General features: G+C 60.7%; 14 protein-coding genes and 1 CRISPR repeat array (1 of these 15 running past the window's edge). Of the genes, 11 read left to right on the top strand and 3 right to left on the bottom strand.

Annotated features, from left to right (window positions below):
* Positions 1-152: direct repeats of the CRISPR family, unit length 29 nt; unit sequence GATGTCCCCACGCACGTGGGGGTGAACCG (it extends 2,137 nt beyond the left edge of the window).
* Between the two features lie 243 nt (positions 153-395).
* Both KF841_08490 and KF841_08485 read left to right on the top strand, forming a co-directional pair.
* The gene (locus KF841_08490) at positions 396-1,058 is read left to right on the top strand and encodes a hypothetical protein (GenBank protein MBX3395393.1); all 663 of its coding nucleotides are present in this window, start codon (positions 396-398) and stop codon (positions 1,056-1,058) included.
* Between the two features lie 110 nt (positions 1,059-1,168).
* Positions 1,169-1,522 carry a hypothetical protein gene (locus KF841_08485; protein ID MBX3395392.1) on the top strand — a complete coding sequence of 118 codons (354 nt, stop codon included), beginning with the start codon at positions 1,169-1,171 and terminating at the stop codon, positions 1,520-1,522.
* A 12-nt stretch (positions 1,523-1,534) separates the two neighbouring features.
* Here KF841_08485 and KF841_08480 read toward each other — a convergent pair whose 3' ends face one another.
* The gene (locus tag KF841_08480; protein ID MBX3395391.1) at positions 1,535-2,920 is read right to left on the bottom strand and encodes a tyrosine phenol-lyase; all 1,386 of its coding nucleotides are present in this window, start codon (positions 2,918-2,920) and stop codon (positions 1,535-1,537) included.
* A 288-nt stretch (positions 2,921-3,208) separates the two neighbouring features.
* On the opposite strand from KF841_08480, the gene KF841_08475 reads away from it, so the two are divergent.
* The 8 genes from KF841_08475 (at position 3,209) to KF841_08440 (ending at position 10,110) form a co-directional block, all read left to right on the top strand.
* Positions 3,209-5,530: a putative monovalent cation/H+ antiporter subunit A gene (locus tag KF841_08475; GenBank protein MBX3395390.1), complete on the top strand. Its 2,322-nt coding sequence runs from the start codon at positions 3,209-3,211 to the stop codon at positions 5,528-5,530.
* Complete coding sequence (locus KF841_08470; GenBank protein MBX3395389.1) at positions 5,527-5,940, top strand: Na+/H+ antiporter subunit B; 414 nt, start codon at positions 5,527-5,529, stop codon at positions 5,938-5,940. The genes KF841_08475 and KF841_08470 overlap by 4 nt, the downstream gene beginning before the upstream one ends.
* Position 5,941: 1 nt before the next feature.
* A complete protein-coding gene (locus KF841_08465) occupies positions 5,942-6,289 on the top strand; it encodes a Na+/H+ antiporter subunit C (GenBank protein ID MBX3395388.1) in 348 nt (115 codons plus the stop codon).
* Positions 6,286-7,896: a Na+/H+ antiporter subunit D gene (locus KF841_08460; protein ID MBX3395387.1), complete on the top strand. Its 1,611-nt coding sequence runs from the start codon at positions 6,286-6,288 to the stop codon at positions 7,894-7,896. Before KF841_08465 ends, KF841_08460 begins: the two co-directional genes overlap by 4 nt.
* Positions 7,893-8,366, top strand: a complete 474-nt coding sequence (locus KF841_08455; GenBank protein ID MBX3395386.1) for a Na+/H+ antiporter subunit E — start codon at positions 7,893-7,895, stop codon at positions 8,364-8,366. Before KF841_08460 ends, KF841_08455 begins: the two co-directional genes overlap by 4 nt.
* A 26-nt stretch (positions 8,367-8,392) precedes the next feature.
* A complete protein-coding gene (locus KF841_08450) occupies positions 8,393-8,659 on the top strand; it encodes a cation:proton antiporter (protein MBX3395385.1) in 267 nt (88 codons plus the stop codon).
* Positions 8,656-9,084: a monovalent cation/H(+) antiporter subunit G gene (gene mnhG, locus KF841_08445; protein ID MBX3395384.1), complete on the top strand. Its 429-nt coding sequence runs from the start codon at positions 8,656-8,658 to the stop codon at positions 9,082-9,084. The genes KF841_08450 and mnhG overlap by 4 nt, the downstream gene beginning before the upstream one ends.
* Before the next feature lie 135 nt (positions 9,085-9,219).
* On the top strand, positions 9,220-10,110 hold the full coding sequence (locus tag KF841_08440; GenBank protein MBX3395383.1) for a universal stress protein: 891 nt from the start codon (positions 9,220-9,222) through the stop codon (positions 10,108-10,110).
* Between the two features lie 83 nt (positions 10,111-10,193).
* Here KF841_08440 and clpB read toward each other — a convergent pair whose 3' ends face one another.
* Positions 10,194-12,833 (bottom strand): ATP-dependent chaperone ClpB, encoded by a 2,640-nt coding sequence (gene clpB / locus KF841_08435; GenBank protein ID MBX3395382.1) that lies wholly within the window; start codon positions 12,831-12,833, stop codon positions 10,194-10,196.
* Between the two features lie 283 nt (positions 12,834-13,116).
* Between clpB and KF841_08430 the strand changes: the two genes are divergently transcribed.
* Entirely contained in the window at positions 13,117-14,259 is a 1,143-nt protein-coding gene (locus tag KF841_08430; protein ID MBX3395381.1) for an ankyrin repeat domain-containing protein, read from the top strand.
* Between the two features lie 48 nt (positions 14,260-14,307).
* Here the strand turns inward: KF841_08430 and KF841_08425 are convergent, their stop codons facing one another.
* Positions 14,308-15,348 carry a 3-oxoacyl-ACP synthase III gene (locus tag KF841_08425; protein MBX3395380.1) on the bottom strand — a complete coding sequence of 347 codons (1,041 nt, stop codon included), beginning with the start codon at positions 15,346-15,348 and terminating at the stop codon, positions 14,308-14,310.
* Positions 15,349-15,484: the final 136 nt, after the last annotated feature.

Raw genomic sequence — 15,484 nt, 5'->3', positions numbered from 1 at the left:
GATGTCCCCACGCACGTGGGGGTGAACCGATCGGCACGAAGAAATGGATCGGTCCGGCGCTGATGTCCCCACGCACGTGGGGGGTGAACCGTGCAGCGATACCACTGCCACAGGTGTCACTACGATGTCCCCACACACGTGGGGGTGAACCGGATCCGTCCCCCCTCTCCCCCTTCCCCGCCCGCGAAAAATTATCCCGTTTTTCACTCAGGCACTTTCAAGATCAGGCCGATCGGAAATGCCAGAATGCCGTCCCACTGGCATCGGGCCGCGTGGGGGCGTTCATGGGCGACACGTGTCGTGACGATCGGGCCGCGAAACCCGCGCGCCGCCATCGCGGCACCGCCCCGTTTCAAGGATCGCCGGATCCGCCAGACGCGAAGGAGAATCACAGCATGGCCGACTACATCCCAGCCGCCGATGCCGAATTCCAGGCATGGCAGACCAATTTCGTCAACTATGCAAACGCCAATCTCGCGGCACTCGGCCTCACCGCCGCCGACATGGCGCCCATCGACACCGCCCAGACCGAATGGGAATCCGCCTACCCGGCACATGTCACCGCCGTGGCATCCGCCGAAAGCGCCCGAGCGGCCAAGGATGCCGCACGCGCCGGCTATGTCTCCCTCGTTCGCTCCCTCGTCCGCCGGCTCCAGGCCAGCCCACAGGTCAACGATGCCGAACGCGCCGCACTCGGCATCACCATTCCCGACAGCAACCCGTCCCCCATCGGCCCACCCGCCACCGCGCCGCTGGGAAGCATCGAATGCTCCGGCCGCCTCCGCCACAAAATCGACTTCGTCGATGAATCCACCCCCACCCGCAAGGCCAAGCCGCTCGGCGTCCTCGGCGCCGAAATCTGGGGCGCCATCTCCGACACCCCGCCGACCGACCCCTCCCAGTTCATCTTCCGCGGCCTCTCCACCCGGGCCCCGCTCGTCGTGACCTACCCCGGCAGCGACGGCGGCCGCATGGCCTGGTACTGGCTCCGGTGGGTCAACAGCCGCGGCGAAAAAGGACCGTGGAGCAACCCGGTCAACGCCACCATCAACGCCTGACGCGATCGACGCGCTGCACGGTCGCAGACATCCACGCATCCCGGAGGCAGCGCCCGGTACAATGAATGCCGGGCGCTGTCCTCTTCGATGCACCGCCCACCGGATGGCCCATGAAAAAGTACCGCCTCATCCGAAAAGACACCCTCACCCCCGAGCAGCTCGCCGCCGCCCGGGCCGTCGCCCCGCCGATCGAACTGGGCGACTGCGATCTCGACGCCCTGGCCGACTGGCTGCTGCCGGACGGCAGCCGAAAAGCCCGCAAGGCCCTGAAGGAAAAGCTGGAAGATGACATGGCCGCGGCGCTGGAAAGCGCGATGCGCGGCGCCCGGGCGAGCTTCATGGACATTTACGAGTATGTGCCCACCCGGCCCGACATCGGCGGCACCTTTCAGGTCCAGCGCATCCCCGGCCCGCTCCTGCGGGAGATTCAGACGAACTTCATCTACGTCGAAATCCCGCCGTGAGACCCGCCCCGCTCAGCCAACCGGTTCGAAACGTGCCTGGAAGAAGCGAAGATGCTTCGGCTCGTAGGTGATGCGCAGTCCCCTGATCCGCTCGCGAGTTTCATACACCGCGATGACCGACTCGGCGGTGACATCCATGTGCGCCTGCGTGTAGACCCGTCGCGGAATCGTCAGCCGCACCAGTTCCAGCTTCGGATAAATGTTCTTGCCGGTCGCCTTGTCGCGGCCGGCGGAGACCGCTCCGCGCTCCATGGCCCGCACGCCGGAATCGACATAGAGCGCCGCGGCCAGTGACTGCGCCGGAAACTGCTCGCGCGGAATGTGCGGAAGGAACCCGATGGCGTCCAGGAAAATGCCGTGGCCGCCGATCGGATGGACGATCGGCACGCCGGCATCAATCAGGCGGCGTCCCAGATACTCCACCTGCCCGATTCGGGCGTGCATGTGGTCGTATTCGACGGATTCGCGAATGCCGATTGCGATGGCCTCCATGTCTCGTCCGGCCAGGCCGCCATAGGTGTGAAGCCCCTCATAAACAACGCAGAGGTTCCGTGCGGCGTCGGCCAGTTCATCATCGTTCACGCAGAGGAACCCGCCGATATTGACGAGGGCGTCTTTCTTCGCGGACATGGTGCAGCCGTCGGTATGCGAGCAGATTTCCAACAGGATTTCGGCAAGCGTTCTGTCGGCGTATCCCGATTCACGCTGCTTGATGAAATAGCAATTCTCCACGGCGCGCGTGGCGTCATGAATCACCTTGATGCCGTGCTTGTGGCATAGCTCGCAGGTCTCGCGAAGGTTTTTCAGCGAGATGGGCTGGCCGCCGGCCATGTTGACATTGGTTCCCAGCGCGAAGTAGGGAATGCGCCCCGCGCCGTGCTCTTCAATCACGCGAAGAAGCTTGCCCAGGTCCACATTGCCCTTGAAGGGATGTTCATTCTCCGGCTGGTGGGCCTCGTCGATGACGACGTCAACGAAAGTGCCGCCCGCCAGTTCCTGGTGCAGCTTCGTGGTGGTGAAATACATATTGCCGGGAATCACGTCGCCCGGTTTGATCAGCAGCCGGCTGATCAGATTTTCGGCGCCGCGGCCCTGGTGCGTCGGGATGACGTGCTTGTAGCCATAGTAGCGCCGAACGGTTTCTTCCAGATGATAGAAGTTCTTCGATCCGGCGTAGGCTTCGTCGCCGCACATGAGGCCCGCCCATTGCCTGTCACTCATTGCGGACGTGCCGGAATCCGTGAGCAGATCGATGTACACATCGTCGCTCTTGAGCAGGAACGTATTGTAGCCCGCCTCCTGAATCGCTCGTTCGCGTTCTTCGCGCGTCGTGACACGAAGGTGCTCAACCATCTTGATCTTGTAAGGCTCCGCCCACGAACGACTTTGAGTTGCCATCCACGCCAGCTCCTTTGAAATCCCGAAGCGTGCGAGACGCCGCACCGTCTCCGGGGATCACTCCGCAGGATTGCAAGCACCGTTCCAGTCGCGGATCGGTTCCCGGGATGCGATGCGGCCATCTTCGAATCGGTGGAGCGAGCCCACCGGAGGCAATGGAGCGGAAGTTGTCGCAGTGAAAGCGAATTTTGCCGCTGACATCGCGATGACGTGGTGCAAATCAGCGCTATTCCCACTCAGCGTCTCCGCAACTCGTGAAAAACCGCAACTGCCGTTACAATCGGTTTCATGACCCTCACAGCAGCGATTCTTCTTGTTCTGGCCCTTGCGGCGAGCGCGCCGATCCTGCATCGCGTGCTCGGCCGCGCGACGCACTGGCTGCTCGCGGCGGCGGCGGGCTATGTCGCGGCGCGCCTGGGCATGCGATTCAGCGATGCGGCCGCAGGGGTCGAAATTATCGAATCATACACGTGGGTCGAATCGATGGGCCTGACGTTTTCGCTCCGCGCCGATGGGCTGGGTTTGATGCTCGCCGTCCTCGTGTCCGGCATCGGCTCACTGATCCTTATATACGCCGGCGACTACCTCCGAGGACGCGCAGAACTGGGGCTTTTCTACTCGTACTTGTTGCTGTTCATGGCGTCGATGCTTGGGGTGGCGCTGGCGGACAATGCCATCCTGCTGTTCATCTGCTGGGAACTGACGAGCCTGAGTTCCTATCTTCTAATAGGTTTCGATCACGAGCGACCGTCGGCAAGGAGCGCGGCGCTCCAGGCGCTGCTGGTGACGGGAATCGGGGGTCTTGCGCTACTGGTGGGACTGCTCTTTCTCGGGCACGTCTGCGGCAACTACGAGCTCTCCGCGATGGTTGAACGATCCGCAACCGTCCGGGCCCACGGGCTGTATGTGCCGATCCTGGTTCTCGTGGTGATCGGAGCGGCAACCAAGTCGGCCCAGTTTCCATTTCATTTCTGGCTGCCCAGCGCCATGGAAGCGCCGTCACCGGTCAGCGCCTATCTGCACTCCGCGACAATGGTGAAGGCAGGCGTCTTCCTCCTGGCACGCATGACGCCGATTCTCGGTGGCACGGCATCGTGGCAGACAACGCTGACGCTGATCGGCGGTGCGACGATGCTGATCGGTGCGGCATTCTCGCTGTCGAGCGCGGGGCTTAAGCGAATCCTCGCGTACTCCACGGTCAGCACGCTCGGAATTCTGACGATGCTCATTGGAATCGGCACGCCGGCCGCGATCATGGCCGCGGTTGTTTATCTCATCGCGCACGCGTTTTATAAGGGCGCGCTTTTCATGCTGGCCGGCGTGATTTCGCATGCAACCGGTGAATATGACGCGGATCGCCTCGGCGGCCTCGGAAGAGCCATGCCGATGAGTGCCGCAGTTGGGGCACTTGCCGGCCTTTCCATGGCGGGCATTCCGCCGATGTTCGGATTCGTCGGGAAAGAGTTGCTTTACGAAGCGGGCATGGACGCTTCGCCTTGGTGGATTGTCGTGACGGCGGCATTCCTGGCGACGCATATGGTGCTGTTCGTCGTGCCGCTGCGCGTCGGGCTGCGGCCTTTTTTCGGCAATGGTCGGTCTTTCGTGAATCGTCCGCATGAAGGGGCACTCGGGATGTGGCTGGGCCCGCTGATTCTAGCGGTTGGCGGCGCTGCCGGCGGCATCTTCGTGACGGTGATCGGCGAGCGGGTGGTTTACCCGACGGTGGGCGCGATCATCGGCATGGAACAGAGCCGCGCGCTGCCCGCACTCAAGCTGTGGCATGGCCTGACGCCGGCACTGGCACTGAGCGCCGCTACGCTGATCGGCGGCATGATCCTGTTCTCGAGGCGGACTGCAATCGTTCACGCGCTGTCCCGATTGAGCAGGTTCGAACAATTCGGGCCGAGCGCCGCATATGAACGGATGCTTACCGGAATCAACCACATCGCCACGATGCAGACCCGCGTGATTCAAAGCGGGCACCTGCGGCGCTATCTGCTCATCATCCTGACGACGGCAGTCGCACTGATCGGACTGAATCTCGATTCGAGCTTTGACATGTTACAGGCAGTTGACTTCTCCAATGTTCAGCCGCAGTTTGTCGTTGTCTGCGTTTTGATTCTGCTCGGCGCGCTGTCGGCCGTCCGGTCGAGGACGCGGCTGGGCGCGGTGGCATCGCTCGGAGCAGTCGGTTATGGCGTTGCCCTGATCTTTGCCTATTTTGGCGCGCCGGATCTGGCCATGACGCAGTTCCTCATTGAGACGCTGATCGTCATTCTCTTCGTGCTTGTGCTTTATCACCTGCCTGCGTTCTCAATTTACTCCAGTCGCGCCTCGCGCTCCTTTGATGCCACCATCGCGATTGCATTCGGCGGGCTGATGTCATGGCTCACTTTGTCGGCCGCGACGATCGAATCTCATTCGCGAATTTCGGACTACTTCGCCGAACACAGCGTGTCCGACGCACACGGACGGAACGTGGTGAACGTCATCCTTGTTGATTTCCGGGCGATTGACACGCTTGGTGAAATCACGGTGCTTGCCGTGGCGGCGGTCGGCGTGTACGCCCTGCTGCGCATCCGGCGAAGACGAGAGGAAGCCGGCGGATGAAATCAACGATTCTGATTACGGCATCACGAATTCTTCACCCGTTGTTGCTCATGTTTGCGGTGTTTCTGCTGCTTCGCGGGCACAACGAACCGGGGGGCGGATTTGCCGGAGGGCTGGTCGCGGCATCCGCCTACGTCCTGCACGCGATGGCGAATGGTGCGGCCTCGGCACGCCGGGCGCTTCGCGTGTCGCCGCATGTGCTGGTCGGAGCCGGACTGCTCGCGGCACTGGCGGCAGGGCTTTTCAGCCTGTTTGTTGGCGAGCCGTTTCTAACCGGAGCATGGGCGAATCTCCGGATGCCGGGATCGACCGAATGGAGCGTCGGAACGCCGCTGCTGTTCGATGCGGGCGTCTTTCTCGTCGTGGTCGGCATCACCATGCTGATCATTCTTAGCATGGCGGAGAACTGACATGAGTCTCATTCTGGCCATTGTGGTCGGCAGCCTTTATGCAACCGGACTGTATCTGATGGCTCGGCGAAGCATCGTGAAGCTCATCATCGGCTTGTCGCTGCTGGGCCATGCGAGCAACCTGTTGATCTTCACAGCCGGCGGTGTTTCGACCGACGGTCCGCCACTCGTTAAACGTGGCATGGAAACCCTCAATCCGCCCTACGCCGATCCGTTGCCGCAGGCGCTGATTCTGACTGCCATCGTCATCGGATTCGGCGTTCTGGCATTTGCCCTTGTCATGATTCACCGGACTCACGAAGCCGTCGGAACCGACGACCTGGATCTCATGAAATCGACCGACGTATGAATGCACTTCTCGTCATGCCGATTGTGATTCCAATGGCCGGCGCGGCCGTCTCACTCCTGCTGCGCGGCCGAAGAGCGCTGCAATGCCGGATCGGCATCATGACGATGACCATGCTCCTGATCACGTCGATCGCGCTGATTGATCGCGTGTGGCACGAGGGAATTCTCGTAACCCAGATCGGCAAGTGGCCGTCGCCTTTCGGCATCACGATCATCGCCGATATGTTCAGCGCGATCATGGTCGTCCTGGCGTCGATCATCGGCCTTGCGACGGCGATTTATGCCGCATCGTCGGTCGATTCACGACGGCAATCATTCGGATTCTATCCCTTGCTTAGCGTGCTGCTGATGGGAATCTGCGGCGCTTTCCTGACCGGCGATCTATTCAATCTGTATGTCTGGTTCGAGGTGATGCTGATCGCGTCGTTTGTGCTGCTGGTGCTTGGCGGCGAACGCGCGCAGATGGAAGGCTCCATCAAGTACGTCACGCTGAACCTCATGTCATCGGCCGTTTTTCTTGCGGCCGTCGGCATCGTCTACGGCCTGACCGGCACATTGAACATGGCCGATCTGGCGGAAAAGCTGAACTCGCCTCTGGTTGGCGGGGTTCACACCACGGTTGCAATGATGTTCCTGATCGCGTTCGGCATCAAGGCGGGGTTGTTCCCGCTGTTTTTCTGGCTGCCTGCATCGTATCACACGCCGCCGGCCGCGGTCTCGGCGGTCTTTGCAGGATTGCTCACAAAGGTTGGAGTGTACGCGCTGATTCGAGTGTTCACGCTTCTGTTTACTCACGACGTGTCGCACACGCACGGCATCATCACGGTTATCGCCGGATTGACCATGGTCACCGGCGTCCTCGGCGCCGCATCCCAGTATGACTTCCGCCGCATTCTGTCGTTTCACATCATCAGCCAGATCGGCTACATGATCATGGGACTGGGGCTCTACACCCACGCGGCAATTACCGGTTCGATCTTCTATATCATTCATCACATCATCGTGAAGACAAACCTCTTCTTCGTCAGCGGTGTGGCAAATCGGCTCGGAGGCTCTTACGAACTCAAACGTCTCGGCGGGCTCTATCGTCAGTATCCCTGGCTCGCCCTGCTGTTCATGGTCCCGGCCATGTCGCTGGCCGGAATGCCGCCCCTTTCGGGCTTCTTCGCCAAGCTGGCGCTGATCCGGGCCGGTCTCGAGATAGAGCAATACGCTATCGTCACGATTGCACTGGTCGTCGGCGTGTTGACGCTTTTTTCCATGACCAAGATCTGGTCGGAGGCATTCTGGAAACCCGCCCCTGTTCCTTCGCTGGACGCCGCCCGACCCCGGGTTGAGGGCATCGGAATTCTCCCACATGGCACGCAAATTGACGATTCCGCGCCGAACGAAAAGACCGCATCGCATGAGTGCCATAATTACGTCACACCGAAGCCGCTGATGAGCCGTGCGAACTGGAGCATGCTCCTTCCAATAGCTGTCCTTGCATTGGTGACCGTGTCCATCGGAATTGGCGCGGAACTGGTATTGAAGGTGGCTGCTCGCGCGGCGGATGAGCTGTTGAATCCCGCAGGCTATGTCGAAGCGGTATTGGGGGCCCGATCATGATCGCGTTCATCTGGATCATCATGCTTTCACTGATGTGGGCGGCGATGACCGAGGAATTCACGCTATCAAACCTGCTCATCGGCTTTGTCCTGGCGTATGTCATACTTCTGACATCGAGCGCTGTCGTCGGGAGCGGCGGATTCATTACGAAGTTTCCGCGGTTCATCAAATTGATGCTCTACTTCCTGAAGGACCTTGTCATTTCGAATCTTCGCGTCGCGTACGACATTCTCACGCCGACCTACCACATGAGACCCGGCATTATCGCCGTACCGCTCGATGCAAGCACAGATCTGGAGATCACCACCCTTTCCAACCTGATTACTCTCACGCCGGGCACCCTGAGCCTCGATATTTCCAGCGATCGGAAGGTGCTCTACATATACACCATGTTCGTCGAGGATCGCGACGCCATCGTGCGAGAAATCAAGAATGGCATGGAGCGGCGCGTCCTGGAGGTGCTCCGATGAGCGTCATCCTTGCGGCTGCCGATTCCATGCTGCCGATGGTGCTGAACGTCGCGGGCGGCATCCTGTGCGTTGCGCTGGTCCTGACGTTTACGCGGCTCGTGCTGGGGCCCACGCTGCCGGATCGCGTTGTCGCGCTCGACCAGTTCGCCGCACTCGTTGTCGGTCTGATCGTTGTGTCCTCCATCCAGACCGGTCGAGCAGAGATTCTGCGGGCAGCCATCGTGCTCGCATTGATCAGCTTTCTCGGGACTATCGCTTTTGCCCGATACGCCGAAAAGAGAGGACGTCCATGAGCGAGTACATCATGGCCGGATTGCTACTCGCAGGAAGCGCCGTGATGCTCATCGGCGGCGTCGGCATACTGAGAATGCCCGACCTGTTCTCTCGCATGCAGGCGACAACCAAGTCCATGACATTGGGCGTTGCATTCCTGTTGCTCGCGGCGGTCATCCACTTCAACGAAGTAGGCGTGGGAATTCGGGCCGTGCTCGTGATTTTCTTTTATTTTCTGACCTCGCCTGTCGCGGCGCACATGATCGGACGCGCCGCGTACTTCATCGGGGTTCCGCTTTGGAAAGGAACGGAAATTGACGAATTGAAGGGGCGGTATGATCGCGAATCGCATGAACTGGCCAGCAGCCCACGCGAGCCGGTATCCGGTCGATCAAGCCTTGAAAGCACGCTCCGGCATCCGGAAGACACGCCGGCGCCGCAATAGGCTCCGCGAATGCAATAACAGCGGCACAGTAATTGCCCCGGGGAGGATTGGTCGGTAAACTCAGGAAGGCGTCGCGTCTCGCGGACACCTGGCCATTCAGTCGATCGACTGCGGGACACGCTCGGAGGACTTCCAATGCAGAATTTCCGAAAAATCGGCGTGTTTCTGAATCAGGAGCCCGGCGACAACGAGGCGCTGACGATGGCCGGCAAATTGGCCGAATCCTTCGATTCCGAGTCGATTCTCTGCGTTCACGTTCGCGGCGTGGAATCCGACCCATCCGCATCGCCGACCGAATCGGTGGACGAAGTGACCCGCAACGTTCGCGAAAGACTCCCGGCCAAGGTCGCAGGTCGGACGCGCATTGAAATGCACACCAGCCACGGCATAGCGGACATCCTCAAGAGCGCTCGCGACGAATCGCTCGACCTCATCATTGTCGGGCGCAGACAGCCACACGATCAACTGGCGGTCGGCTCGGCCTTCGCTCGCCTGGCGCGCAAGGCGCCGTGCAATGTGCTGGTGGTACCCCACCAGACACATCCCCACCTGAGTCGAATCGCCGTGCCGGTTGACGGTTCACCACACTCGAAGATGGCCGTCCAGACCGCGATCGAAATTGCCCGTCTCTCGGGCGAGTCCGGTCCGCAAATCGTCGTCCAGACTATCTACGAGATTGGTTATGGTTACCAGTACGCCGGCCTCAGCTTCGCGGAAGCCGTTGCTCAGCGAGAGCGCAAGGCCCAGGAAACCCTCAAGGCGTTTCTTGCCGATGTGGACCACTCCGGAGTGAACTTGAGCACGGTCATCACATGCTCTGATCAGGCGACAGCGGCCGTGTATGATCTCGTATCAACAAAGAACCTCGATATGATTGTACTGGGAAGCCGAGGTCTTTCCGCCACATCCGCCGTGCTGCTTGGCAGCTTCACGGAACGCATCATCGTCTATTCACCCGTCCCGGTCCTCGTCGTCAAGAAGAAGGGTGAGACGCTGCGATTCCTTGAGGCGCTGCTGAACCAGTAAGGAATGGCTCCGCTCGGTGAAGTCGCTGCGACGGTCACATCGGCTGGTACCCGGATCGCGACCGACCGACGTCGAACTGCCTGTCATTCCTTCCTGAACCGGAACACCTCTCCGCCGTCGGTGTCGATCGTCACCCGATCGCCGGGACCGAATTCGCCCGACAGAATATGCTGTGCGAGCGGATTCTCGATCTCCTTCTGAATCAGTCGCTTGAGCGGACGAGCCCCGTAGGTGGGGTCGTACCCGTCGCTTGCGAGCTTTGACTTCGATCGGTCGGAAATTGTCAGCGCAATCTCGCGATCTGCCAGACGTCGTCGGAGCTGCTCGGTTTGAATGTCGACAATTTGAACGAGTTCCTTTCGGCCCAATCGATGGAAAATGATGGTCTCGTCGATGCGATTAAGGAACTCAGGTCGGAAGTGCCTCTTCAATTCCTCCCGAACAGCCATCTCGATCTCGATGTCGAGCGGCTCGTCGGATTTCGCACCCGAATCGCCACTGAGGCGGGCAATGTGCTCGCTGCCAATGTTGCTCGTCATGGCCACGATGGTGTTGCGAAAATCCACCGTCCGGCCATGTCCATCCGTCAGTCGGCCATCATCAAGAACTTGAAGCAGCACGTTGAACACGTCGCGATGGGCTTTCTCGATTTCATCCAGCAGGATGACGCAATAGGGCCTGCGGTGTACCGCTTCCGTCAGTCGGCCGCCCTCTTCGTATCCAACGTAGCCGGGCGGCGCACCGATCAATCGAGCGACACTGTGCTGCTCCATGAATTCGCTCATGTCGATGCGCACAAAGGCCGATTCGTCGTCAAAAAGAAATTGCGCCAGCGCCTTGCAAAGCTCCGTCTTGCCGACGCCCGTCGGCCCAAGAAACAGGAACGAGCCGATCGGTCGATTCGGATCCCCCAGTCCCGCACGGCTGCGCCGAACGGCGTCGGACACGGCGCGGACCGCTTCGTCCTGCCCGACGACGCGATCATGCAGTCGATCCTCCATCCTCAGGAGTTTCTCCTTTTCGCCTTCCAACATGCGGCTGACCGGAACTCCGGTCCACCGGCTGACAATCTCCGCGACTTCCTCGGCGGTGACTTCTTCGCGGAGCAGTCCGCCGCCCTGCTTGTGCAGTTCCGCAAGCTTCATCTCCGCGTCGGACAGTTGCCGATTCAGTTCGGGAATCTCCCCCCGCTCGATCTGCGCGGCGGTGCCCCAGTCGTACTTGCGACGGGCTTCCTCAAGTGCAAGGTGTCTTTCTTCAATCCGCTGTTTCACTTGCTTGATTGCAGCAATCGCGTTTTTCTCGTTCTGCCACCGCGCTGTCAGCGTGGCGTCCTCGCTCTTGAGACCAGCCAGTTCCTTCTCAGTGGTCGCGAGTTGCTTGCGGCTGGCATCGTCGCGCTCTTTTTTTAGCGCCTCCCGTTCGATCTCGAGCTGCGCGATGCGACGTCGAAGCACATCCAGTTCAGCAGGAAGCGAGTCATTCTCGATGCGCAGCCGGGAGGCCGCCTCATCAATCAGGTCGATCGCCTTGTCGGGCAGGTGACGGTCGCTGATGTAGCGATGGGATAGCGTCGCGGCTGCGACCAGGGCGCTGTCCTGTATGCGCACGCCGTGGTGGGCGTCGTAGCGCGGCTTCAGTCCGCGAAGGATCGCGAGAGTATCCTCCACGGTCGGCTCACCGACATACACCGTCTGAAACCGGCGTTCGAGCGCCTTATCCTTCTCGATGTGCTTTCGATATTCGTCGAGGGTCGTCGCACCGATGCATCGCAACTCTCCCCGTGCCAAAGCAGGTTTCAGAAGATTGCCGGCATCCACAGCGCCTTCCGCTCTTCCGGCTCCCACTACGGTATGCAGTTCATCAATAAAGAGTATCACCTGCCCTGCTGACTCGATCACCTCACGAATGACCGCCTTGAGACGCTCCTCAAACTCGCCACGATACTTTGCCCCGGCGATCAGAGCGCCCATGTCGAGCGCGACCACGCGCTTGTTCTTGAGCGCTTCCGGCACATCACCGGCGAGGATTCGCTGTGCCAGGCCCTCCACGATCGCCGTCTTGCCGACGCCAGGCTCGCCGATCAACACCGGGTTGTTCTTTGTCCGCCGGGCGAGCACCTGCATCACGCGCCGAACTTCCTCGTCGCGCCCGATCACGGGATCGAGCTTTCCTTGACGCGCGAGCGCGACGAGGTCCTTGCCATAACGCTCCAACGCCTGATAAGTGTCTTCCGGATTCTGCGACGTCACGGCCGCGCCGCCTCGAATCTGCTTCAGTGCCGCGAGGAGCGCGTCCTTCCGGCCGCCGCTGACGGAGAGGATTTCCTTCGCATCACCCGAAACCTCTGCAAGCGCCAGCAACAGGTGCTCGACCGATATGTACTGATCCTTCATCTTCGCCGCGATAGATTCGGCCTCGTGCAAAACCTGTTGCAGGCCGCGCGACATTGTCGGCTGGGTTCCGCTGACCTTCGGCAGTCGCGACAACTCCGCTTCCAGCAGCGAACGAATCTGCTGAACGGACGCGCCAGCCTTTTGCAGAAGTGGAACGGCAATCGTCTCGTCGGCTCCCGCTTCCGCGCCGCCAGCACCGCGCGAGGGATTGACAAGCGTCGACAAGAGGTGAAGCGGCAGTAATTCCGCATGGCCCAAAGATTGCGCCAGGCGTTCGGCCGACTGCATCGCCTCGACCGACTTGACTGTGAAACGTTCGGCGTTCATGCGTCACGACATAGCATTCCGAGTACCGCGCGGTGTGTCGAATTACAACTCGTGCATGGGCCGATAGTTATGGATCACGGATCCGGCGGCGCTGCCAATTTGGCATCATGAAATGGCAGGAAATCAGTGATCAAAAGCACGAAATGCGCACATCATCGGCCGACGTGGACGCTCGATGAGGTCGCGCTGAAAAAGTTGGAGTCAGGACGATTGTGCCGATAGAATGACGACAAATCGGTCGATGGATCGGCCGCACGCCCTTTTCGCAACGGAGGCGAGACTCATGCCCCCCGGTCGCATTCAGTTCACGCACTTGCTGGCGCTTCTCGTCGCACTATGCGGCGTCCGCGTTGATACGGTCGCTCTCGCCAACGACGCCCCGCGTTCGATTCATCGTGCCGTTCGCGACGACGATACGCTCGCGCTGCGGCAATGGCTCTCCCGAGACATCACACTGCTGAACGCCCGCGACAACGACGGACTTACTCCCCTGCATCTCTCGGTCATGATGAACAAAAAGCGGGCCTTCGATTTTCTAATCGCCAGCGGAGCGAATGTCCAACTCGCGTCGGGTCCATCTTTTATGAAGATCGAACGCGACGACGGGACCTTCGCCTTTCGAACATCGAGAGGCCAATGGACCGCGCTGCATATGGCGGCCTTCGCCAACCGACTGGAGATGGCCAAGGTTCTGCTCGCGCGCGGCGCGCGCGTGGGAGTCGGCAACGACTATGGTGAGACCGCGTTGTTCCTTGCAGCACGGGAGGGCCACATCGGCATGATTCGGCTTCTCGTTTCGCATGGCGCGGATATCAATGCAACGCCGAAGTCCGGCGGTTACTCGCCATTGATGGCCGCCGTTTTCAACGGGCATCTTGAGACCGGCCAGACGCTCATCGCCAACGGCGCTTCGATCGATCTGCTTTCTGCGGCGGGATTGGGGCTTGTCGCGGATGTGGAGGCCGCGCTGCGAAAAGCCCCCTCGTTGATCGACGGCGACGGTCCGGCTGCCAGGGCGCCGCTTTACTGGGCGGCAAGCAATGGACAGTTCCGAATTGTCCAAATGCTGCTGGCGCGCGGCGCGAAGACCGAAGTGAAAGACGAGGAACTTCGCACGCCACTCATGATCGCGGCCATCGCCGGGCACAGCGGCATCGTGCGGCTGCTGCTCGATCAGGGCGCCAATATCAAAGAGTGGGACCGCCGCGGGTTTACGGCGCTGCACCATGCGGCCGCGCACAATCAGTCGCGTGTTGTTCGGGCGCTGCTCGCTCGCGGGGCGGATACAAAAGCCAAGGACCTCAAAGGGCGAACCCCGCTTGAGATCGCCCGTGAAAACGGGCATTTCGACATCGTTGAAATCATCACGGAGAATGACGCCATCGCAATCAGTGCGGATCGCGCGGCACTAAAGGACCGGAAATAAAACATGAGGCATCGCCCGGACGCTCCGAGGTCCGCGTGACGGCGGCAGCTACCATTCGACACCGAGAATCACACAATTCAGCCCGCTGCCGATGCCGCAGAATGCGACGCGATGCCCCTTCTCCAGAAATCCGCGTTCGTCCGCGATTGCCGCGGTGATCGGCAGACTAACCGTTCCGATGTTGCCGAGAAATTCATAGGTGACGAAGTCTCGCTCCATCGGCACACCCATCAGCTTCAACACGGTCTCGCGGTGCGGCGCCCCGACCTGATGGCAGATCGTTCGATCAACTTCGTCGCCGCTCCAGCCTGTTTCAGCGAGAAACGCCTCCCAGGTGTTACGACCCAGCGCGACTCCGTGCTCCAGAACCTTCGCCGCGTCGGTCAGCATACGCATCGGCCGCGGTTCCGGGCCGCTCGTTGCCGGCCACCATCGGCATAATTCATGATGGCGCGAATCGCTCAGCATCGCGCCGCCAACGAGTCGGTGGCTGTCCGGCGCGAGGTCACGATCACAAACCACCACCCCGATTGCACCGCTTCCCCCTGTGAGCGTTGCCAGCTTCAGTCGCAACGTCTCCATATCTCGAACACGCAACATCTCCTCGATGGTGAGGTCAACGATTTCCTTCGCGGACTCGCACGAGACGACCAGCCCCGCCCGGACATGCCCCAACTCAATCGCGTTCGCAACTTGAAGGATGCCGTTCATCACCCCTAGGCACGCATTGGAGACGTCGTAGATCTGCGTTCGGCCATTGACACCCAATCCGCTCGCCACGGAACACGCAATCGCAGGCTCCAGCAGATCGCGGCAGACACCCGCGTAGACGACCACGCCGATATCCTCTGCCGCCACGCGCGACGCGGCCAGCGCCCGGCGCCCCGCCCGTGTCGCCCCTTCGGCTACGGACATGCCCGAATTCCAATACCGCCGCTCGCGAACGCCGGTCCACGCCTCGAGCTGGCCCGGCTGAATCCGAAGCTCCCGATAGAGCGGCGCCAGCCGATCTTCCAACGCACGCGAGGTCACCACACAGGGTGGAAGTTCGTACCCGATCGATTCAATATGTACCCTTTCGTACTTCATATGCATCTCAATGGTAGCCCGGAGCGAATTCCGGAGAAAGCACGCCGCCCTGAGTCAGTGCGAATTTGGACGGAGCGGCCCTCGGAGACTACAACCTATGCAGACGGCGGAAATGCCGAGCCGAACACGAACCCCA

This window comes from Phycisphaerae bacterium (assembly GCA_019636475.1).
Taxonomy (GTDB): Bacteria; Planctomycetota; Phycisphaerae; order UBA1845; family UTPLA1; genus JADJRI01.
This window is presented reverse-complemented; position numbering and strand designations above follow the sequence as displayed.